This window comes from Mesorhizobium sp. NPDC059025 (genome assembly GCF_042739655.1).
GTDB lineage: Bacteria > Pseudomonadota > Alphaproteobacteria > Rhizobiales > Rhizobiaceae > Mesorhizobium.
Map to the genome: position 1 here is coordinate 285033 of NZ_JBHYIM010000002.1, position 20203 is coordinate 305235.

The 20203-nt window shown below is 61.1% G+C and carries 20 protein-coding genes and 1 tRNA gene; 5 read left to right on the plus strand and 16 right to left on the minus strand.

Going from position 1 to position 20203, the window contains the following annotated elements; genetic code table 11:
- Positions 1–176: 176 nt before the first annotated feature.
- From ACFWYE_RS05600 to tuf, 15 genes are all read right to left on the minus strand, one after another.
- Positions 177–716, minus strand: a complete 540-nt coding sequence (locus tag ACFWYE_RS05600) for a methylated-DNA--[protein]-cysteine S-methyltransferase (protein WP_379110114.1) — start codon at positions 714–716, stop codon at positions 177–179.
- A gap of 114 nt (positions 717–830) precedes the next feature.
- On the minus strand, positions 831–1574 hold the full coding sequence (locus tag ACFWYE_RS05605; RefSeq protein ID WP_379072263.1) for a 2OG-Fe(II) oxygenase: 744 nt from the start codon (positions 1572–1574) through the stop codon (positions 831–833).
- A gap of 105 nt (positions 1575–1679) precedes the next feature.
- The gene (locus ACFWYE_RS05610; protein WP_379110116.1) at positions 1680–2156 is read right to left on the minus strand and encodes a hypothetical protein; all 477 of its coding nucleotides are present in this window, start codon (positions 2154–2156) and stop codon (positions 1680–1682) included.
- Positions 2157–2295: 139 nt separating this feature from the next.
- Positions 2296–6492: a DNA-directed RNA polymerase subunit beta' gene (gene rpoC / locus ACFWYE_RS05615; RefSeq protein WP_379110117.1), complete on the minus strand. Its 4197-nt coding sequence runs from the start codon at positions 6490–6492 to the stop codon at positions 2296–2298.
- Positions 6493–6620: 128 nt separating this feature from the next.
- Positions 6621–10757, minus strand: coding sequence for a DNA-directed RNA polymerase subunit beta (gene rpoB / locus ACFWYE_RS05620; RefSeq protein WP_379072269.1), 4137 nt, complete (start codon positions 10755–10757; stop codon positions 6621–6623).
- A 227-nt stretch (positions 10758–10984) separates the two neighbouring features.
- The gene (rplL, locus tag ACFWYE_RS05625; RefSeq protein ID WP_379072272.1) at positions 10985–11362 is read right to left on the minus strand and encodes a 50S ribosomal protein L7/L12; all 378 of its coding nucleotides are present in this window, start codon (positions 11360–11362) and stop codon (positions 10985–10987) included.
- Positions 11363–11413: 51 nt separating this feature from the next.
- A complete protein-coding gene (gene rplJ, locus ACFWYE_RS05630; protein ID WP_379072275.1) occupies positions 11414–11932 on the minus strand; it encodes a 50S ribosomal protein L10 in 519 nt (172 codons plus the stop codon).
- Positions 11933–12325: 393 nt separating this feature from the next.
- The gene (rplA, locus tag ACFWYE_RS05635; protein ID WP_379072278.1) at positions 12326–13024 is read right to left on the minus strand and encodes a 50S ribosomal protein L1; all 699 of its coding nucleotides are present in this window, start codon (positions 13022–13024) and stop codon (positions 12326–12328) included.
- A gap of 4 nt (positions 13025–13028) precedes the next feature.
- Positions 13029–13457, minus strand: coding sequence for a 50S ribosomal protein L11 (rplK, locus tag ACFWYE_RS05640; RefSeq protein ID WP_101934581.1), 429 nt, complete (start codon positions 13455–13457; stop codon positions 13029–13031).
- A gap of 169 nt (positions 13458–13626) precedes the next feature.
- Positions 13627–14166: a transcription termination/antitermination protein NusG gene (gene nusG, locus ACFWYE_RS05645; RefSeq protein ID WP_054314106.1), complete on the minus strand. Its 540-nt coding sequence runs from the start codon at positions 14164–14166 to the stop codon at positions 13627–13629.
- A 27-nt stretch (positions 14167–14193) separates the two neighbouring features.
- Positions 14194–14397 (minus strand): preprotein translocase subunit SecE, encoded by a 204-nt coding sequence (gene secE, locus ACFWYE_RS05650; protein WP_054314107.1) that lies wholly within the window; start codon positions 14395–14397, stop codon positions 14194–14196.
- Between the two features lie 344 nt (positions 14398–14741).
- Positions 14742–14817, minus strand: a tRNA-Trp gene (locus tag ACFWYE_RS05655).
- Between the two features lie 101 nt (positions 14818–14918).
- Positions 14919–15470 carry a putative glycolipid-binding domain-containing protein gene (locus ACFWYE_RS05660; protein ID WP_379110118.1) on the minus strand — a complete coding sequence of 184 codons (552 nt, stop codon included), beginning with the start codon at positions 15468–15470 and terminating at the stop codon, positions 14919–14921.
- 37 nt (positions 15471–15507) lie between these two features.
- Positions 15508–15987 (minus strand): group II truncated hemoglobin, encoded by a 480-nt coding sequence (locus ACFWYE_RS05665; protein ID WP_379072286.1) that lies wholly within the window; start codon positions 15985–15987, stop codon positions 15508–15510.
- Positions 15988–16162: 175 nt separating this feature from the next.
- A complete protein-coding gene (tuf, locus tag ACFWYE_RS05670; RefSeq protein WP_379072248.1) occupies positions 16163–17338 on the minus strand; it encodes an elongation factor Tu in 1176 nt (391 codons plus the stop codon).
- Positions 17339–17674: 336 nt separating this feature from the next.
- On the opposite strand from tuf, the gene ACFWYE_RS05675 reads away from it, so the two are divergent.
- Positions 17675–17908, plus strand: a complete 234-nt coding sequence (locus ACFWYE_RS05675) for a hypothetical protein (protein WP_379072289.1) — start codon at positions 17675–17677, stop codon at positions 17906–17908.
- An 86-nt stretch (positions 17909–17994) separates the two neighbouring features.
- On the opposite strand, the gene ACFWYE_RS05680 is transcribed toward ACFWYE_RS05675, so the two are convergent.
- Positions 17995–18249, minus strand: a complete 255-nt coding sequence (locus ACFWYE_RS05680) for a GlsB/YeaQ/YmgE family stress response membrane protein (RefSeq protein ID WP_129415677.1) — start codon at positions 18247–18249, stop codon at positions 17995–17997.
- A 147-nt stretch (positions 18250–18396) separates the two neighbouring features.
- Here ACFWYE_RS05680 and ACFWYE_RS05685 point away from each other — a divergent pair, with 147 nt between their 5' ends.
- The 4 genes from ACFWYE_RS05685 (at position 18397) to ACFWYE_RS05700 (ending at position 20159) form a co-directional block, all read left to right on the plus strand.
- Positions 18397–18843, plus strand: coding sequence for a YidB family protein (locus ACFWYE_RS05685; protein WP_379072292.1), 447 nt, complete (start codon positions 18397–18399; stop codon positions 18841–18843).
- A gap of 237 nt (positions 18844–19080) precedes the next feature.
- Positions 19081–19377 carry a DUF982 domain-containing protein gene (locus ACFWYE_RS05690; protein WP_379110120.1) on the plus strand — a complete coding sequence of 99 codons (297 nt, stop codon included), beginning with the start codon at positions 19081–19083 and terminating at the stop codon, positions 19375–19377.
- Positions 19378–19586: 209 nt separating this feature from the next.
- Positions 19587–19940: a hypothetical protein gene (locus ACFWYE_RS05695; RefSeq protein WP_379110121.1), complete on the plus strand. Its 354-nt coding sequence runs from the start codon at positions 19587–19589 to the stop codon at positions 19938–19940.
- A 51-nt stretch (positions 19941–19991) separates the two neighbouring features.
- Positions 19992–20159 carry a Thivi_2564 family membrane protein gene (locus tag ACFWYE_RS05700; protein WP_379110123.1) on the plus strand — a complete coding sequence of 56 codons (168 nt, stop codon included), beginning with the start codon at positions 19992–19994 and terminating at the stop codon, positions 20157–20159.
- Positions 20160–20203 lie beyond the last annotated feature (44 nt).

Below are 20203 nucleotides of genomic sequence, written 5' to 3' on the forward strand. Positions count from 1 at the left end.
ATGACCCCGCCGACATTCCGGCGATGGATCAAACTTCGGACCCGCCCTTATCCCCGGGTCGAGTATGGAGCAGCGACAGGCGATGTCAAACTGTCGCACCCATCGTGCACAGGCCGCCAACGGCACGCATGTCTGCGGCCTGGTTCAAGCCTTTAGCTGGGGTGGGACCAGTTGGTTCAGGATCCGGCGTGGCGCGCTTCATGGTCAAGCAGCCAACGCTTGCGTTCCAATCCACCGCCGTAATTGGTGAGCGCCCCATCGGCGCCGACAAGGCGATGGCACGGCACGACGACCGATAGCGGATTGGAACCATTGGCATGACCAATGGCGCGCGCAGCATTCGGCCGGCCAAGCCTTTGGGCGAACGCGCCATAGGCAAGTGTCTCACCGGGGGCTATCTCACGCAGGGCCGTCCACATCTCGTTCTGAAAGGCGGTGCCGTCCAGTCTGACCGGCAAGGTACGAAGGAGATCGACCTCGCCATCGAAGTAGGTCGCGAAAGCCTGCCTTGAGCCGGCGGAAACAGTCCCTGCCCTCAGGCAATACCGACCAGATGCCAAACGATGGCGCAACCAGCGATCCATGCGATCATCGCAATCGGCAAACTCCACCATGAAGAGGGCATCGCTCTCGTCCTCGATCACGACCAACGGCCCGATCGGCGTCGCAACCGTTCCGGAGACCAACCCGATCTGCTCCTTGCCTTTGCGCGTCATCGTCCTGTGCACTCTCCACAACGTTGGCTCACCGCGGGCCGCGGCGAGCTTAGCCGCTTCATGCGCCGTTTCCTGTCAGGAGTATCGGCAACATCACAGAAAAGACGCGCAAGTTCAGCGCGCGTCATGGAAGATGATCCCGACGGTGTGGCGATGTCCTGAACGGATGCGACTGACACCGTGGCGCAGATTGACACGATAGTTGCCTTTCATGCCCCGTACCGGTCGATTGTGGACAGCGAAAGCGACGGCATCACCCTGGCGCAGCGGCACAACCTCGGCCCGGCTCTGCATGCGTGGCCGCTGCTCCGTCAGCACGAATTCGCCACCGGTGAAATCGCGGCCGGGTTCAGACAACAGCACCGCCACCTGGATCGGAAAGGCGAGATCGCCGTAAAGATCCTGGTGCAAGCAATTGAAGTCGCCTGCCTTGTATTGAAGCAGAAGCGGCGTCGGTCGCTGCTGACCGGAAGCGTGGCAAAGATCGAGATAGTCCTGGTGCATGGAAGGATAGCGCGTGGCCATGCCCATGCGCTCGCTCCATCGATTGGCGACCTCCGACAGATGCGGATAAAGCGCGGCACGCAATCCGCCAATCAGATCCGGCAACGGATATTTGAAATAGCGGTATTCGCCTTTGCCGAAACCGTGGCGCGCCATCACGACGTGACTGCGGAAATGCTCCTCATGCGGATAGAGCGCGGCAATATCCGTGCATTCCTGTGGGGACAGCAACTTGCCGATCACGGCGCAGCCATAAGCGTCGAGTTCGGCGCCAAGTGCCTCCCAATCATAAGCCGCGACGCGCTGCACGGCGGCTTGATCGACGGATCGATGGATATGGACACTGGCATTCATGGCGGCCTCCTTGGCGTAGCCCGTTCTCCAACTAAAGCTGGAACGGGTTTCTGTGGCCAAGGTAGAAGCCGCGAAAAGGCTCCGCATTCCGTTTCTTGCGTTGTTTCAGCAGTCCCCGCTTCGCAATGACTTCCCCAGACGAGCAACGATGGGATCGAAACTCCCGGCCTGGGCCTTGTCATATTCGAGGCGGAAATAGGCCACCGCGCCACCACATACAGGGATAGCGCGCTCGTAATACAGGCGACCGCCTTTCGATCCCGACCAGACCGCCCATCTGGATTTCAGACGTTGATAGTCGACCGACCAGCCATCGGACCGTTCCTGGTCGACGCGCCATTTCACGTCCCTGGAGAAGTCGTTCTCGCCTGGATAACTACCCCACACCGCAAGCTCGGCTCGGCCATCCGGCGATCTCGACGTGCCGCCATCGCCGTTTGCGGATTCTTCGATCTTTGAGAACCCGGGCGGCGTGTCGATCCAGTAGTTGTAGCGTGCATTGCCATAAGGTGCCCAACCGCCGGCAAAGGCCTGGCTTGTCGCAGCAAGGGTTGCGAAGACAGCGAATGTGGTGGGTTTCACGACGACCTCGGCTGTTTGATAGGTTCTGCAATCAATAAACAAGGGTGGAACCGGACGCCAACTGTCGATCGCCGACTGAAGCAGGCAACCAAAGAAAAAGGGGCCAATTGGCCCCTTTTTTGCATCGTTTGATGACCGTTTACTGTGCGGCGGTGACCATTTCGGTCAGCATCGGCTCGGCCACTTCGACGCCCGACGTCTTGCGACGCTCGTCGAGGATGAGCTCGTCGCGATGCGTCGCGATGCGACGGATCTGGCTCATCTGGCCACCGGTACCGGCCGGGATCAGACGGCCGACGATGACGTTTTCCTTCAGGCCCTGCAGCATGTCGGTCTTGCCGGCAACGGCAGCTTCCGTCAGCACGCGGGTCGTCTCCTGGAAGGAGGCGGCCGAGATGAAGGACGGCGTCTGCAGCGAGGCCTTGGTGATGCCGAGCAGCACCGGCTGGCCGGCCGCTGGCTTCTTGCCTTCCTCGATCAGGCGCTCGTTGATCTCGTCCAGTTCGATCACGTCGACATGGTCGCCCGGGATGTAGGTCGAGTCGCCCTGCTCGGTGATTTCCACCTTCTGCAGCATCTGACGAACGATCACTTCGATGTGCTTGTCGTTGATCGTCACGCCCTGCAACCGGTAGACTTCCTGGATTTCGTTCACGAGGTAGGAAGCCAGAGCCTCCACGCCCTTGATCGCCAGGATGTCGTGCGGTGCCGGATTGCCGTCGAGGATGTAGTCGCCCTTCTCGATGACGTCGCCGTCCTGGAGATGGAACGGCTTGCCCTTCGGGATCAGGTATTCGACCGGCTCCAGCGTCGAGTCATGCGGCTCGATGATGATGCGGCGCTTGTTCTTGTAATCGCGACCGAAGCGGACCGTACCATCGATCTCGGCGATGATGGCGTGATCCTTCGGACGACGAGCTTCGAACAGTTCTGCCACGCGCGGCAGACCACCGGTGATGTCCTTGGTCTTGGCGCTTTCCATCGGAATACGGGCAAGCACGTCGCCCGGCTTGACCGAAGCACCCGGCTCGACCGAGAGGATCGCCTCGACCGAGAGCAGGAAGCGGGCATCGCCGCCCTTCGACAGCTTGCCGACCTTGCCCTTGGCATCCTGGACGACGATCGCCGGCTTGAGGTCCGAACCACGCGGCGTCGACCGCCAGTCGATGACCTCGCGCTTGGTGATGCCGGTCGACTCGTCGGCGGTTTCCTGAACGGAAATACCGTCGACCAGGTCCTCGAACGCCACGCGACCCTCGATTTCGGTGAGGATCGGACGGGTGTACGGATCCCACTCGGCGATACGCTGGCCGCGCTTCACCTTGTCGCCGTCGTCCACGTAGATACGCGAACCGTAGGTGACGCGGTGCGTGGCGCGCTCCTTGCCGGTTTCGTCGAGGATCAGGATCGCCATGTTGCGGCCCATCACCACGAGGTTGCCGTCGGAGTTGCGGACCACGCTGCGGTTGCGAACGGACACGGTGCCCTCGTACGACGCCTCGAGATAGGAGGAGTCGACCACCTGGGCGGTGCCGCCCATGTGGAACGTACGCATGGTGAGCTGCGTGCCCGGTTCACCGATCGACTGCGCGGCGATGACGCCGACGGCCTCGCCCTGGTTGACCGGAGTACCACGCGCAAGATCGCGACCGTAGCAGACCGCGCAGACGCCGATGCGGACCTCACAGGTCAGCGCCGAACGGATGCGGACCGACTGTACGCCAGCCTTTTCGATCTGCTCGACATCGCGCTCGTCCATCATCGTACCGGCCTTGACCAGCAGATCGCCGGTGACCGGATGGTTGATGTCGTCGAGTGCGGTGCGGCCCAGCACGCGCTGGCCGATGGAAGCGACGATCTGGCCGGCATCGACGATCGGCTGCATGGTGAGGCCCTTGTCGGTGCCGCAATCCACGGAGTTGACGATGCAGTCCTGCGCCACGTCGACCAGACGGCGGGTCAGGTAACCCGAGTTCGCGGTCTTCAGAGCGGTGTCAGCCAGACCCTTGCGGGCGCCGTGCGTGGAGTTGAAGTACTCCAGAACGGTGAGGCCTTCCTTGAAGTTCGAGATGATCGGCGTCTCGATGATTTCACCCGACGGCTTGGCCATCAGGCCGCGCATGCCGGCGAGCTGGCGCATCTGGGTGGGCGAACCACGCGCACCCGAATGCGACATCATGTAGATCGAGTTCATCGGCTTCTGACGGCCGGTAGGATCGAACTCGACCGCCTTGATGCGGCCCATCATTTCGTCGGCGACCTTTTCCGAGCACTTGGCCCAGGCGTCGACGACCTTGTTGTACTTCTCGCCCTGAGTGATCAGACCGTCATTGTACTGCTGCTCGTATTCCTTGGCCAAAGCCTCGGTCTCGGCAACCAGCTTCTCCTTGGTGTCCGGGATCAGCATGTCGTCCTTGCCGAACGAAATACCGGCGCGGCAGGCATGAGCAAAGCCGAGGGCCATGATGCGATCGCAGAAGATGACCGTCTCTTTCTGACCGCAGTGACGGTAGACGGTGTCGATCATCTTGGAGATGTTCTTCTTGGTCATCTCCTGGTTGGCGGTCTCGAACGGCACGTTGACGTTCTTCGGCAGCAGTTCGCCGAGGATCATGCGGCCAGGCGTGGTGTCGTAGATCTTCGACACGATATTGCCTTCCGCATCAACGGTCCGGAAGCGGCCCTTGATCTTGGCGTGCAGGGTGACGGCCTTGGTCTCCAGCGCATGCTGCAGCTCGCCCATGTCGGCGAACGCCATGCCCTCTCCCGGCTCGTTCTGGTTGACGATCGAGAGATAATAGAGGCCCAGAACCATGTCCTGCGACGGCACGATGATCGGTGCGCCGGAAGCAGGGTGCAGGATGTTGTTGGTCGACATCATCAGCACGCGGGCTTCGAGCTGAGCTTCCAGCGACAGCGGCACGTGGACCGCCATCTGGTCACCGTCGAAGTCGGCGTTGAAGGCCGTGCAGACCAGCGGATGCAGCTGGATCGCCTTGCCTTCTATCAGGGTGGGCTCGAACGCCTGGATGCCGAGGCGGTGCAGCGTCGGCGCGCGGTTGAGCAGCACTGGATGCTCGCGGATGACCTCGTCCAGGATATCCCAGACTTCCGGACGCTCTTTCTCGACCAGCTTCTTGGCCTGCTTGACGGTCGAGGAATAACCCTTGGCGTCGAGACGGGCGTAGATGAAGGGCTTGAACAGTTCCAGCGCCATCTTCTTCGGGAGGCCGCACTGATGCAGCTTCAGCTCCGGACCGGTCACGATGACCGAGCGGCCCGAATAGTCGACGCGCTTGCCGAGCAGATTCTGACGGAAGCGGCCCTGCTTGCCCTTCAGCATGTCGGACAGCGACTTCAACGGACGCTTGTTGGCGCCGGTGATGACGCGGCCACGACGGCCGTTGTCGAACAGGGCGTCGACGGCTTCCTGCAGCATGCGCTTTTCATTGCGCACGATGATGCCAGGCGCGCGCAGCTCGATGAGGCGCTTCAGACGGTTGTTACGGTTGATGACGCGACGATAGAGATCGTTCAGATCGGACGTCGCGAAACGGCCGCCGTCCAGCGGAACCAGCGGGCGCAGGTCCGGCGGGATGACGGGGACGACCTTCATGATCATCCATTCCGGACGATTGCCGGATTCCATGAAGTTCTCGACCACCTTCAGGCGCTTCAGGAGCTTCTTCTGCTTCAGCTCCGACGTCGTGGAAGCGAGTTCCGAACGCAGGTCGCCCGCGATCTTCTCCAGTTCCATGCCAGCGAGCAGGTCATGGATCGCCTCGGCGCCGATCATGGCGGTGAAGGAGTCTTCGCCGTACTCGTCAACGGCCAGCATGTATTCCTCCTCGCTGAGAAGCTGATGCTCCTTCAGCGCGGTGAGGCCCGGCTCGGTGACGATGTAGTTTTCGAAATAGAGGACGCGCTCGATATCCTTCAGCGTCATGTCGAGCAGCGTGCCGATGCGCGACGGAAGCGACTTCAGGAACCAGATGTGAGCGACCGGAGCGGCGAGCTCGATGTGGCCCATGCGCTCGCGGCGAACGCGCGACAGCGTGACTTCGACGCCGCACTTTTCGCAGATGACGCCCTTGTACTTCATGCGCTTGTACTTGCCGCACAGGCATTCGTAGTCCTTGATCGGACCGAAGATGCGCGCGCAGAACAGGCCGTCACGCTCAGGCTTGAACGTGCGGTAGTTGATCGTCTCCGGCTTCTTGATCTCACCGAACGACCAGGACAGAATCTTGTCAGGCGACGCCAGCGAGATGCGAATGGAGTCGAACACCTGCGCGGGCGCCTGCGGATTGAAGAGATTCATGACCTCTTGGTTCATGCCATTCTCCTTTTCGGGGTCCTCGAAAACCCCTTTGCATGTGACTGCGAGCCACCGCTCGCGAAACCCGGTTTGAGCCGGAAAATCTCAGGCGGGCGTGGAAGTATCCACGCCCGCTATATGCCGTGTTACTCGGCCGCGTCCGGCAGGCTCTGCGAACCGTTCTCGACCTTGGTGTTCTCGAGCTCGACGTTGAGGCCCAGCGAGCGCATTTCCTTGACGAGAACGTTGAAGCTCTCGGGAATGCCCGCTTCGAAGGTGTCGTCGCCACGGACGATCGCTTCGTAGACCTTGGTACGACCAGCCACGTCGTCCGACTTCACGGTCAGCATTTCCTGCAGCGTGTAGGCGGCGCCGTAGGCTTCCAGAGCCCAGACCTCCATTTCGCCGAAGCGCTGACCGCCGAACTGCGCCTTGCCGCCCAGCGGCTGCTGGGTAACGAGCGAGTACGGGCCGATCGAACGGGCGTGGATCTTGTCGTCGACCAGGTGGTGAAGCTTGAGCATGTAGATGTAGCCCATGGTCACCTTGCGGTCGAAAGGCTCACCCGTGCGGCCATCATACAACTGAGACTGGCCGGACGTGTGCAGGCCAGCCTGCTCCAGCATCTCGTTGATGTTGACCTCATGCGCACCGTCGAACACCGGGGTCGCGATGGAGACGCCGCGCTTCATCTGCTCGCCGAGGCGAACGATGGACTCGTCGTCGTACTCGCGGACCGGCTCGTTGCGGTCGTTGGCCGGGATGATCTGCTCGATCGTCTGGCGCAGCGGCTTGATATCGCCACCGCCCTTATAGGCTTCGATCAGTTCGCCGATCTTCCTGCCCATGCCAGCACAGGCCCAGCCAAGATGCGTCTCCAGGATCTGGCCGACGTTCATGCGCGAAGGCACGCCCAGCGGATTGAGCACGATATCGGCATGCGTACCGTCCTCGAGGAACGGCATGTCCTCGACCGGAACGATGCGCGAGACCACGCCCTTGTTGCCGTGACGGCCGGCCATCTTGTCGCCCGGCTGCATCTTGCGCTTCACGGCCACGAAGACCTTGACCATCTTCATGACGCCTGGAGGCATCTCGTCGCCGCGCTGCACCTTCTCGACCTTGTCCATGAAGCGCTGCTCGAGCGCCTTCTTGGAGTCGTCGTACTGGCCGCGCAGGGCTTCCAGCTCGCTCTGGAGCTTTTCGTTCTCCACGGCGAACTGCCACCACTGCGAACGCGGATAGTCGTCCAGCGTTTCCCTGGCCAGGGTCGAGCCCTTCTTGAAGCCCTTCGGCCCGGCGATAGCCTCCTTGCCGATGAGCACATCGGACAGACGTGCGTAGACGTTGCGATCCAGGATCGCCTGTTCGTCGTCGCGGTCCTTGGCCAGACGCTCGATCTCCTCGCGCTCGATCGCCATCGCGCGCTCGTCCTTCTCCACGCCATGGCGGTTGAAGACGCGCACTTCGACGACGGTGCCGAAGGTTCCGGGCGGCATGCGCATGGAGGTGTCGCGAACGTCGGACGCCTTTTCACCGAAGATGGCGCGCAGAAGCTTCTCTTCCGGCGTCATCGGGCTCTCGCCCTTCGGGGTGATCTTGCCGACCAGGATGTCGCCCGGCTGCACTTCCGCACCGATGTAGACGATGCCGGCTTCGTCGAGGTTCTTCAGCGCTTCTTCCGAAACGTTCGGAATGTCGCGGGTGATTTCCTCAGGCCCGAGCTTGGTATCGCGCGCCATGACCTCGAACTCCTCGATGTGGATCGAGGTGAAGACGTCGTCGGCGACGATGCGTTCGGACAGAAGGATCGAGTCCTCGTAGTTGTAGCCGTTCCACGGCATGAACGCGACGAGCACGTTGCGGCCGAGCGCCAGATCGCCGAGATCGGTCGAAGGACCATCAGCGATGATGTCGCCCTTCTCGATGGGATCGCCCACCTTCACCAGCGGACGCTGGTTGATGCAGGTCGACTGGTTCGAGCGCTGGAACTTCATCAGCCGGTAGATGTCGACACCGGACTTGCCCGGATCGAGATCTTCGGTGGCGCGGATAACGATACGGGTCGCGTCCACCTGGTCGACGATGCCGGTGCGGCGAGCCGCGATGGCAGCCCCTGAGTCACGGGCCACGATCGGCTCCATGCCGGTACCGACGAACGGAGCCTCGGCGCGCACCAGCGGCACGGCCTGACGCTGCATGTTCGAGCCCATCAGCGCGCGGTTGGCGTCGTCGTTCTCGAGGAACGGGATGAGCGCGGCGGCAACCGACACCATCTGCTTCGGCGACACGTCCATCAGGTCGACGTTTTCGCGCGGCGCCATCATCACTTCGCCGGCGTTACGGCAAATGACGAATTCGTCGACGAAACGGCCTTCCTTGTCGAGTTCGGCGTTGGCCTGGGCGACGTAGTGCTTGGCCTCTTCCATTGCCGACAGATAGACGACCTCTTCGGTCAGCTTGCCTTCGACGATCTTGCGGTACGGGCTCTCGATGAAGCCGTACTTGTTGACGCGGGCAAAGGTGGCCAGCGAGTTGATCAGACCGATGTTCGGGCCTTCCGGCGTTTCGATCGGGCAGATGCGGCCGTAATGCGTCGGGTGCACGTCGCGGACTTCGAAGCCGGCGCGCTCGCGGGTCAGACCGCCAGGTCCAAGCGCCGAGAGACGACGCTTGTGCGTGATCTCGGAGAGCGGATTGGTCTGGTCCATGAACTGCGACAGCTGCGAAGAACCGAAGAACTCGCGCACGGCGGCAGCCGCGGGCTTGGCGTTGATCAGGTCCTGCGGCATGACCGTATCGATCTCGATCGAGGACATACGTTCCTTGATCGCGCGCTCCATGCGCAGCAGGCCGACGCGATACTGGTTCTCCATCAGCTCGCCGACCGAACGCACGCGACGGTTGCCGAGATTGTCGATGTCGTCGATCTCGCCCTTGCCATCGCGCAGTTCGACCAGCGTTTTGACGACGGCGAGGATGTCATCCTTGCGCAGCACGCGCACGGTGTCCTCGGCGTCGAGTTCCAGACGCATGTTCATCTTGACGCGGCCAACAGCCGACAGATCGTAGCGCTCGCTGTCGAAGAACAGCGAATTGAACATCGCATCGGCGGTTTCAAGCGTCGGCGGCTCGCCCGGACGCATCACCCGGTAGATATCGAACAACGCATCCTGGCGGCTCTCATTCTTGTCGATGTTGAGCGTGTTGCGGATGTAGCCACCGACATTGATGTGGTCGATGTCGAGAATCTGGATTTCGGTCTCGCCCGTACCGAGCAGGACCTTGAGGGTCTTGTCGTCGATTTCGTCGCCGGCCTCGAGGAAGATCTCGCCAGTGGCATAGTTGACAATATCTTCAGCCAGATAGCTGCCAAGCAGATCCTCATCGACCGCCTTGATCGCCTTCAGACCCTTCTCGGCCAGCTGGCGTGCCTGGCGGGCGGTGATCTTCTTGCCCTGCTCGACAACGATCTCGCCGGTGTCGGCGTCAACCAGATCGTTGACGGCCTTGAGGCCGCGGAAACGGTCGACACTGAACGGGATGCGCCAATGGTCGCCGGTGCGCTTGTAGGTGATCTTGTTGTAGAACGTCGACAGGATCTCTTCGCTGTCCATGCCGAGCGCCATCAGCAGCGACGTCACCGGGATCTTGCGACGACGGTCGATACGGGCGTGCACGACGTCCTTCGAGTCGAACTCGATGTCGAGCCACGAACCGCGATAAGGGATGACGCGCGCGGCAAACAGAAGCTTGCCCGACGAGTGCGACTTGCCCTTGTCATGGTCGAAGAAGACGCCCGGCGAACGGTGCATCTGCGAGACGATGACGCGCTCGGTGCCGTTGACGATGAAGGTACCGTTCATGGTCATGAGCGGCATGTCACCCATGTAGACGTCCTGCTCCTTGATGTCCTTGATGGACTTCGAGCCGGTATCCTCATCGATATCGAACACGATCAGGCGCAGCGTCACCTTGAGCGGCGCGGCATAGGTCAGGTCGCGCTGACGGCACTCGTCAACGTCGAACTTCGGCGCTTCGAACTCATACTTGACGAATTCCAGCATCGAAGAGCCGGAAAAGTCGGAAATCGGGAACACCGACTTGAAAACGGCCTGCAGCCCTTCGTCAGGACGGCCACCCTTCGGCTCGTCCACCATCAGGAACTGATCATAAGATGCCTTCTGAACCTCGATCAGGTTCGGCATCTCCGCAACTTCCGGGATCTTTCCGAAGAACTTGCGTACGCGTCTGCGGCCATTGAAAGTCTGCGTCTGGGCCATCGTCGCTCCTTGGCTAGCTCTTGGGGCAGGCATTCGCCTCGACCTGCCTTGCAATTCTCGACCGCCTCCGCATGGCGGTCCCTACGGGTACCCTTCGCCTTCCGACGCCGGGCCAGAACGGTTGAAAACCCGTTTCCTGAAAGCCGCATTTCGGCCTTCAGGAAAGAGGTTTCCACAACGTCCTTCAGGACCGGTGGACGGCATGTGCCGTCCACCGAAACCCTGAATTACTTCAGTTCGACCTTGGCGCCGGCTGCTTCCAGCTGGGCCTTGATCTTCTCGGCGTCAGCCTTGTTGACGCCTTCCTTGACCGGCTTCGGAGCGGCCTCGACCAGGTCCTTGGCTTCCTTGAGGCCCAGGCCGGTGATGGCGCGCACTTCCTTGATGACTTCGATCTTCTTGTCGCCCGAGGCAGCAAGAATGACGTCGAACTCGGTCTTCTCCTCAGCCGGAGCAGCAGCAGCGGCACCACCGCCAGCAGCAGCAACAGCCACCGGAGCGGCAGCCGAAACGCCCCACTTCTCTTCCAGGAGCTTCGAGAGTTCAGCCGCCTCGAGGACGGTCAGGCTCGAGAGGTCGTCTACGATCTTTGCGAGATCAGCCATTTTGATATTCCTTTATAAGGTTCGAACGTGTTGTTGTGATGAGGAACGGCCTCACGCCGCCTCGTCCTTCCGGGCATAAGCGCCAATGACGCGCGCGACCGAAGCCGCCGGCGCATTGACAATCTGGGCGATCCGGGTTGCCGGGGTGGCGATCATGCCAACCAGCCTTGCGCGCAGCTCGTCGAGCGACGGCAGCGAGGCAAGCGCCTTCACACCGTCGGCATTGAGCGAGGTCGTACCCATTGCGCCGCCGAGAATGACCAGCTTGTCATTTCCCTTGGCGAAATCGGAGGCGACCTTCGGTGCCGCAATCGGATCATCCGAATAGGCGACCAGCGTCTGTCCCTTGAACAGATCGATGATGCTTTCGGATTCCGTGCCCTGAAGAGCGATCTTGGCGAGGCGGTTCTTCGCGACTTTGACGGTGCCGCCGGCCTGACGCATCTTCGTGCGAAGATCGTTCATTTGCGCGACGGTGATACCGGCATAGTGGGCCACGACCACTGAGCCGGCGCCCTTGAAGGCGTCGTTCAGGTCCGTGACGAGTTCGCGTTTTTCCGCTCTGTCCACTGCCTATCTCCAGTTGACCACTTTTCCCATTTGCGGGAACAGCGGTCGGGTTGCCTTTTGCCGGGCGGGCTATCCAGAAATCCAGATCTCCCGAACGGCGCTCGAGGATCCTGCCCCCTTTCGCCACACCTGACGGGTTTCCCCGGCGCGGTGCGCAGACAAAAGGCAAACACGGTTCGAACCTTCCATGGAGCCCAGGCTCCGGTGTCGGGTCCTACCCCGTCTCATGCAGGCCATTCCGATTAAGGTCCGCCCTTTCGGGACTAGGCCGCCTGCAATCTCGGACAGGATGCCGGATCTCTTTCGATTTCCGGCATCCGGCCCCCGCTTGCACGAGGGCCGGAATTCTTCAGGCAGGCCGGCGCTTCAGGCGCCAACCTGCCTTTCAATACTTCAGGCCACCGCCAGGGTGGCGACGTCCAGCTTCAAGCCGGGGCCCATCGTCGAGGTGACCGACACCTTCTTGACGTAGTTGCCCTTGGCGCCGGTCGGCTTGGCCTTGGTGACCGCATCGGCGAAAGCGCGGATGTTTTCTTCCAGCGCCTTGACGTCGAACGACACCTTGCCGATGCCAGCATGCACGATGCCTGCCTTCTCGACACGGAACTCGACCGCGCCGCCCTTCGATGCCTTGACGGCAGCGGCGACGTCAGCGGTGACGGTGCCTACCTTCGGGTTCGGCATCATGCCACGCGGGCCGAGCACCTTACCCAGACGACCGACCAGCGGCATCATGTCCGGCGTGGCGATGCAGCGATCGAAATCAATCGTGCCCTTCTGGACGATGTCCACCAGTTCCTCGGCACCAACGATGTCGGCACCAGCGGCCTTGGCTTCTTCAGCCTTGTCGCCACGCGCGAACACGGCGACGCGCACGTTCTTGCCCGTGCCGTTCGGCAGGTTGACCACGCCGCGAACCATCTGGTCGGCGTGACGCGGATCAACGCCGAGGTTCATGGCGATCTCGATGGTCTCGTCGAACTTCACCTTCGAGCGATCCTTGAGGATCTGCAGGGCCTCACCCAGGCCATAGGCCTTGTTCGGGTCGATGCCTTCGCGGGTCTTGGCTACACGCTTTGCAATCTTTGCCATCGTCTCAGCCCACCACTTCCAGGCCCATCGAACGGGCGGAGCCTTCGACCATGCGCATTGCTGCTTCCACGTCGTTGGCGTTCAGGTCCTTCATCTTCTTCTCGGCGATCTCGCGCACCTTGTCGCGGGCGATCGTGCCAGCCTTCACCTTGCCCGGCTCCTTCGAGCCCGACTTCAGGTTGGCGGCCTTCTTCAGGAAGTAGCTCACCGGGGGCGTCTTCATGACGAAGGTGAACGACTTGTCCTGATAGTAGGTGATGACGACCGGAATGGGCGAACCCTTCTCCAGCTCCTGCGTCTGCGCGTTGAACGCCTTGCAGAATTCCATGATATTGATGCCACGCTGACCAAGCGCCGGGCCGATCGGGGGCGACGGAGTCGCAGAACCCGCGGCAACCTGGAGCTTGAGCTGGCCCGCTATTTTCTTAGCCATACTCTTTCCTGCCTTCAGTCATGCCGGCTCCCGAACTTCAGGAAGACGCCGGCGGTTGCAGTCTGGTGGTTCGGTTCGTTCGGCCGGCTAAGCCGCCCTTACCTCCCACCGTTCATGGCAGCGCCGAGCGCGCCACCCTCTCGCCCTCCCGCAGGAGAGCGAGAACCGATCAGCCCTTTTCGACCTGACCGAATTCGAGATCGACCGGCACAGCGCGCCCGAAGATCGAAACTTCCACCTTGAGGCGGGCACGCTCCTCGTCCACTTCCTGGACGAAACCATTGAACGAGGCGAAAGGCCCGTCCGAAACCCGCACCTGCTCGCCGATCTCGAAAGTGACCGACGGCTTCGGCCGCTCAACACCCTCCTGCACCTGATGCAGGATGCGCTCGGCTTCCTTTTCGGTGATGAACATCGGCTTGGCCGTATGCTTGTCCTCACCGAGGAAACCAGTAACGCGCGGCGTGTTCTTCACCAGCGAAATCACCGCATCGTTCAGATCAGCCTTCATCAGCACGTAGCCGGGGAAGAACTTGCGCTCAGCATCGACCTTCTTGCCGCGACGAACCTCAACAACCTTTTCGGTCGGCACCACGATCTGCTCGATACGCTCCGACAGGCCCTTCTGCTTGGCCTTGTTTTCGATGTCCTCAGCGACCTTCTTTTCGAAGTTCGAATAAGCGTGAACGATGTACCACCGCGCAGTCATCTATCAATTATCCCCGTCGTGGTGGTCTTACTTGCCGATGCCGAGGATCATCTCGACCGCCAGACCCATGATCTGGTCGGCAGCAAAGAAGAAAATCATGGCAATCGCCGCGAAGGCCAGGACCATGACCGTCGAAATCATCGTTTCCCGCCTGGAAGGCCAGGTGACCTTGGCGGTCTCCGCCCTCACCTGCTGAAGGAAGACGAAAGGATTGGTTGTCTTCGACGCCATGTCCGCTCTGCTTTCAAGACCCGTTGACCGGATCTCCTGGATGATCCCGCCGGCCGGGACGTGCCGCAGAACCGAAGATCAAGCCGAATCAGCAAGCCTTCGATCCATGCAAATCAGACGCGCAAAGCTGGCTTCCCAGCTCCACGCGCCGCGTGTCTGTCGTGTCTACATAAAACCGATTCTTGTTCCACGCAAGTGGCAAGCTTCCGCTTTATGACCAAACGCCGCATCGGAACCATCCAGTCGTTCCGTCCCGGCTATGGGCGCCCTTATGCCCGAAAAATGCTCATATGGCAAGGCTTGCGGCCATTTCAAGGCCAGAGCTTTCAAGGAATTCGGGAAACTGGCAGGGGCAGCAGGGCTCGAACCCGCGACCTGCGGTTTTGGAGACCGCCGCTCTACCAACTGAGCTATACCCCTAAGGTTGCGACGCATCATCTGCGCGGCAGGCGCTTCCTAGAAGCTTCCGTGCCGTCTGTAAAGAGCAGCTTTTGTGCAAATCACACAGCAAGCCGGCTCGATCATAAAAGCCTGCGAAACAGCCCCGGGTACTCCGTGACCAGACCATGCTCGTCGAACGAGACCTCGCGGCGGAAGTCACTGTCCAGCGACTCATAGAGATAGAGTCTGCCCTCTTCCAGGCAGGTATAGCGCTGAGGGTCCGGAAAGACCTCAAGCGTCGGTGCATAGACGTAGGCAGTGCGGATTTCCGCGCTCGCACCCTTGGCGAGGCGAAGCCGCTTCACCGGAAGCGTGTTGGTGAACGGGCTGACCGACAGGTCCGGCTCCAATGCGCCGTCCAGCGCGGGCATCGACCGGCCGTTCATCGTCCAATGCCCGGCGCCGTCGGCTTCAAGCACCAAATCATCCTCGCGACCGACCAACGCGACTTCCACGCGACGGGTCAGCCAATCTGTGTCGATCGCGATCCTGTAGCGCACTGCGAAGGGATGCGGATCGGAGGAGACAGCAACCGCATCCACCGACAATCCGTCGAGCCGGCGGTTCAACACCAGGTGCTGGGTGCCGCCGCCTTCCCATTCCTGCCACCGCGCAACGATTGTCGTATCCATCGGCCGACCTGTTCCCTGAATTCCGGCCGATTATGCCTCAGCCGGTTGGTGGTTTGTAGGGCCCGCCCGGCACGCCCCAGCCCCATTGCGGCATCGGCTCTTCCTCCGGATCACAGGTCGCACCCAGATTGGAGTTCATCTTCGCCAGCCGCGAGCCCCATTCGATATAGGCGGCGAAGGCCGAACGGAACTCCGGATCATCCGGCACGCCCACCTCATCCGCCGAATCCATCAGAAGACTGATCCAGCGGCGGCGCTGCTCCTCGGTCAGATGCTTGTCGAGATGATGCATCACCATCTCTCGATGTCCGCCATGCTTCTCGGAATAGGTCTTCGGTCCGCCGAAGACTTCGCCGATGAAGGCCGCTACGTGGGCGGGATGGTCCGGCGACATGTTCTGGAACACCGGCCCGACCACAGGGTCTTTCGCTACCTTGTCATAGAAGGTCGAGGTCATCCGGATGAGCCGGTCGGCTCCGCCGGCCCAGTCGTAAAGCGTGGGTACATCCGCGGTCATGCCGTCGTTTCCCTTGCTGATATGAAGGGATGCAATGTCTCGAAACGCGGCAGAGGATGCAAGCTGGCCGGACGGGCAGATTTGGCCCTCGGCCCCGCCCAAGCGCTTTCATCCTCGCAAAACAAAAAAGGCGGCCCGAGGACCGCCTTTTTCATTCGTTCAATCAAATCGCCGATTACTCGACGATGGAAGCGACGATGCCGGCGCCGACGGTGCGGCCGCCTTCGCGGATAGCGAAGCGCAGCTTCTCTTCCATGGCGATCGGCACGATCAGCTCGACGTCAACGGTGATGTTGTCGCCAGGCATCACCATCTCGGTGCCGGCCGGCAGCGAGACGATGCCCGTCACGTCCGTCGTGCGGAAGTAGAACTGCGGACGGTAGTTCGTGAAGAACGGCGTATGACGGCCACCCTCTTCCTTCGTCAGGATGTAGGCTTCCGCCTTGAACTTCTTGTGCGGCTTCACCGTGCCCGGCTTGGCCAGAACCTGGCCGCGCTCGACGCCTTCACGGTCAACGCCACGCAGCAGCGCGCCGATGTTGTCGCCGGCCTGGCCCTGGTCCAGAAGCTTGCGGAACATCTCGACGCCCGTGCAGGTCGTCTTCGAGGTCGGACGGATGCCGACGATTTCCAGTTCCTCGCCGACCTTCACGATGCCGCGCTCGACGCGACCCGTCACGACCGTGCCACGACCCGAGATCGAGAACACGTCTTCGATCGGCATCAGGAACGGCTTGTCGATCGGACGCTCAGGCGTCGGGATGTAAGAGTCGACCGCTGCCATCAGCTCGCGGATCGCGTCTTCACCGATCTTCTTGTCCGAATCTTCAAGCGCAGCCAGAGCCGAACCCTTGATGATCGGAATGTCGTCGCCCGGGAACTCGTACTTCGACAGAAGCTCGCGAACTTCCAGCTCGACCAGCTCCAGAAGCTCGGCGTCGTCGACCTGGTCGACCTTGTTCAGGAACACAACGATCGCAGGAACGCCAACCTGGCGCGCAAGCAGGATGTGCTCGCGCGTCTGCGGCATCGGGCCGTCAGCGGCCGAGCAAACCAGGATCGCGCCGTCCATCTGGGCAGCACCGGTGATCATGTTCTTCACATAGTCGGCGTGGCCGGGGCAGTCGACGTGCGCATAGTGACGGTTCGGCGTCTCGTACTCGACGTGCGCCGTCGAGATCGTGATGCCGCGAGCCTTCTCTTCCGGCGCCGCATCGATCTGATCGTAAGGCTTGTATTCGCCAAAGTACTTCGTGATCGCTGCCGTCAGCGACGTCTTGCCATGGTCAACGTGACCAATCGTGCCAATGTTCACATGAGGCTTCGTACGCTCGAATTTACCTTTTGCCATAGTCTCTTTCCTTGGACGGCCTGGACCTACGTTCAGTCGGATGCGCGGCGATTAGCGACAAAGGCCGCAAAACACAAGCCTCTTGTAGCTGGCGTCGAAACCGCACGCATCGACTGCGTGGGATCAGTGCAGTGGATTTGCCCGAATGTAGGAATTCAAACCTAGTTCACAAGAGGCCCCAATGACGTCGTCGTTCACGGTCGATCCACGATCTCGTGACGGCGCGCGATCATGTCGTGATTGGAAGCCGGCCAAGCACCTGCACATATCCGTCATGCCCGCCGATGGTTGCTTCCAGAAACCAGGCACGGGTTTGAAATCAAGGAGTTTTCGTCCATGAACAAGATCGTTGTCACCGCAGCCGCGCTGCTGGTTGCCGCTTCCGGCAGTGCCTTCGCAGCCAACGGAACCTATGTGAAGAAGGCAAACCGCCACGTCGTCGAACAGGTCGATCATACACCCACGGCTTCGATTGCATCTCCGATTGCAACACCCCGTGTCTCGCCGACCGACCAGGATCCCTTCACCATGCCTGACCCCGGTTACGGCCAGGGTATCTGGGGTCAGTAAGCGCTTCCGAGATCGAACGCTCGATCAAGAAAGGGCCGCGCGACTTGTCGTCTGCGGCCCTTTCCAAGTTCTATTGGTTCGAAGCGCTAGGCGCGTCGACCGCTGATGGCGTGATAGCCCCACAGAACTACGACCGCACCGATCACGGCGACGATCAAGCTGTAGATATTGAGCCCGGTGACACCGGTAGCACCGAAGGCGCTGAAGATCACACCACCGACAATCGCTCCGACTATGCCGAGCACGATATCCATCAGGAAGCCCTGACCACTCTTATTAACGATTTTGCTGCCGATGAAGCCGGCGATGACACCGAGGATAATCCAGCTGATGATTCCCATTGCGCTGCTCCGTTTGCCCCCAGGCAAGCTGAGATTTCCATAGCGCGCGCCAAAGCTCAAGCTCGTCTTGAAATTGTCGTCGAGAGGGTCAATTGTCAGCGTGGGCCGGACTGAGTGGGCCAGGACTGTTCACAATGGAGATCCACGATGGGATTGTTCGACAACGCCGTTCCAGGCGGCAACATCACCAAACCCCTGATGATCGCGCTGGGCGCCCTGCTGGTGGGCAAAATGCTCGGCGGTGGCGGTTCGGCGCAGCAGCCTGCGCCTGAGCCCGCCGCGCCCGACAACACCGGCGCCGACGGAGGCCTGCTCGGCGGTCTTGGCGGCCTGCTCGACAAGCTGAAGGACGCCGGCCACGGTCAGGTTGCCGATTCCTGGGTTGGCACCGGCCAGAACCAGTCGATCGATGCCGGCACGCTCGGAAAAGCCCTTGGTCCGCAGGTGATCCGTGAGATCGCGGCTCGTACCGGGCTCGACGAACAAGAGCTCCTGAAGCAACTGTCCAACGCTCTGCCGGGCGTTGTCGACAAGCTGACGCCGAACGGTCAGGTGCCCTCGCGCAACCAACTCGAATCGTTGTTCGGCAACTGAGTTTCGCACTTTTGCCAGATGAAGACGGGCGCTTCGGCGCCCGTTTTTTATTTGAATGACGGACCTGCGCACCGACTGCGACATTCCGGAGAGTCCTGCGCTGCCGCCGCAGCAAAGGAACTTAATCGATTCCATCACGCATCTGCACAATCGCGTCTCCATTTGTGACGGGGCCGACCATTTCCTTGCCCCTTTTGGCCAGCCAAAAAGGCGCCATCATCAAGGAGACGGACTTCCATGACCGACCTTCGTTTCAACAATCCCGTTTCGATCTTCATGGGCCTCGGCTTTCCGCGCGATGTCGAAAATGCGCTCGAAGCCTATGACGTGTTGCTTGAATGGAACGGCACCCGCGACGACGACCATGCGGCGGCAATCGCTTCCTGCCGCGACGCCATCGCCCGCATGCAACCTGCAGCAAAGGCTCGCGACGCGTTCGAGCGCTTTGCCCACAACAAGGGTATCTTGACCGAAGAAGCACTCGACCGCGCCGCGCTCACGGTGGCGCAGGAATGGGGACAGCTCAGCGCCTAGCCTGCGTCGCTCATCAGCTTTCGAATCAACGCGCGAAACGCCGCCACTCTCCCAGGGCGGCGTTTTTCCTTGCGGCCAGCAGCGAGCAAAAACTCCAACAGCCTTTGTAACGCGTTGTCAGGCAACGTTATTTCTCGGATTGCACAATTTCGGAACGAACCGTCCACCTCCGTCGTTTCGGCTGTGTATCTCGATCAGAGGAGTGTGGAATGGTCGCTACATCCAAACAGACGCACGCCAACGGAACAGACATCCAGGCGGCCCTCGAAGGGCAACTCGCGGAATTGCGCCGCGAGGTCGCAAAGCTCAACAAATCGCTGGCCGCGCGCGGAGCTGAGGTCTTCGACGAGGCCATCGATCACGCCGATGATACCTACCGGACCGCCTCGGCAACCGCGGCAAGGGCCATGCGCCATCTGCGTAGCCAGGCACATTCCGTTTCGGAGACGGCGAGGGAGAACCCGCGCGCCACAACGGCGGTCGTCGCGGTGGTTGGCGCATTGGCTCTGCTCGCAGGGATGGCCCTGGCCAGGTCTCACAACGGCAGGGATGGCTACTGGTAGGTCCGATCCAGCGCTTTACCGGACCCCAGTCAACCGTATGAGGAAATTGTCATGGCTTCTTCCATGCTGATCGGCATCCTGATCACCTTCCTGGTGATTGTGCTCGTGCTCTATCTCGTGCAGCGGCTGCCGCTAGACGGCCGCATCAGGCAAATCGTGCAGATCATCGTGATTCTGATCGGCATCGTGTCGCTGCTCAAATATCTGGCGGTGTTCTAGCCGGCCAGCTCTGGCGTCTCCGCGCATGGAGGCGCCGCCATCGC

Excerpts from the sequence above, each read along its gene's own strand:
- rpoB (WP_379072269.1), bottom strand. The coding sequence starts at position 10,757 with ATGGCCCAGACGCAGACTTTCAATGGCCGCAGACGCGTACGCAAGTTC.
- ACFWYE_RS05675 (WP_379072289.1), top strand. The coding sequence starts at position 17,675 with ATGAACAAGATCGTTGTCACCGCAGCCGCGCTGCTGGTTGCCGCTTCC.
- rpoC (WP_379110117.1), bottom strand. The coding sequence starts at position 6,492 with ATGAACCAAGAGGTCATGAATCTCTTCAATCCGCAGGCGCCCGCGCAG.
- ACFWYE_RS05600 (WP_379110114.1), bottom strand. The coding sequence starts at position 716 with ATGACGCGCAAAGGCAAGGAGCAGATCGGGTTGGTCTCCGGAACGGTT.
- rplK (WP_101934581.1), bottom strand. The coding sequence starts at position 13,457 with ATGGCTAAGAAAATAGCGGGCCAGCTCAAGCTCCAGGTTGCCGCGGGT.
- ACFWYE_RS05685 (WP_379072292.1), top strand. The coding sequence starts at position 18,397 with ATGGGATTGTTCGACAACGCCGTTCCAGGCGGCAACATCACCAAACCC.
- rplL (WP_379072272.1), bottom strand. The coding sequence starts at position 11,362 with ATGGCTGATCTCGCAAAGATCGTAGACGACCTCTCGAGCCTGACCGTC.
- ACFWYE_RS05695 (WP_379110121.1), top strand. The coding sequence starts at position 19,587 with ATGGTCGCTACATCCAAACAGACGCACGCCAACGGAACAGACATCCAG.
- ACFWYE_RS05700 (WP_379110123.1), top strand. The coding sequence starts at position 19,992 with ATGGCTTCTTCCATGCTGATCGGCATCCTGATCACCTTCCTGGTGATT.
- ACFWYE_RS05690 (WP_379110120.1), top strand. The coding sequence starts at position 19,081 with ATGACCGACCTTCGTTTCAACAATCCCGTTTCGATCTTCATGGGCCTC.
- ACFWYE_RS05605 (WP_379072263.1), bottom strand. The coding sequence starts at position 1,574 with ATGAATGCCAGTGTCCATATCCATCGATCCGTCGATCAAGCCGCCGTG.
- nusG (WP_054314106.1), bottom strand. The coding sequence starts at position 14,166 with ATGACTGCGCGGTGGTACATCGTTCACGCTTATTCGAACTTCGAAAAG.
- ACFWYE_RS05665 (WP_379072286.1), bottom strand. The coding sequence starts at position 15,987 with ATGACCGCGGATGTACCCACGCTTTACGACTGGGCCGGCGGAGCCGAC.
- ACFWYE_RS05660 (WP_379110118.1), bottom strand. The coding sequence starts at position 15,470 with ATGGATACGACAATCGTTGCGCGGTGGCAGGAATGGGAAGGCGGCGGC.
- secE (WP_054314107.1), bottom strand. The coding sequence starts at position 14,397 with ATGGCGTCGAAGACAACCAATCCTTTCGTCTTCCTTCAGCAGGTGAGG.
- tuf (WP_379072248.1), bottom strand. The coding sequence starts at position 17,338 with ATGGCAAAAGGTAAATTCGAGCGTACGAAGCCTCATGTGAACATTGGC.
- rplA (WP_379072278.1), bottom strand. The coding sequence starts at position 13,024 with ATGGCAAAGATTGCAAAGCGTGTAGCCAAGACCCGCGAAGGCATCGAC.
- ACFWYE_RS05680 (WP_129415677.1), bottom strand. The coding sequence starts at position 18,249 with ATGGGAATCATCAGCTGGATTATCCTCGGTGTCATCGCCGGCTTCATC.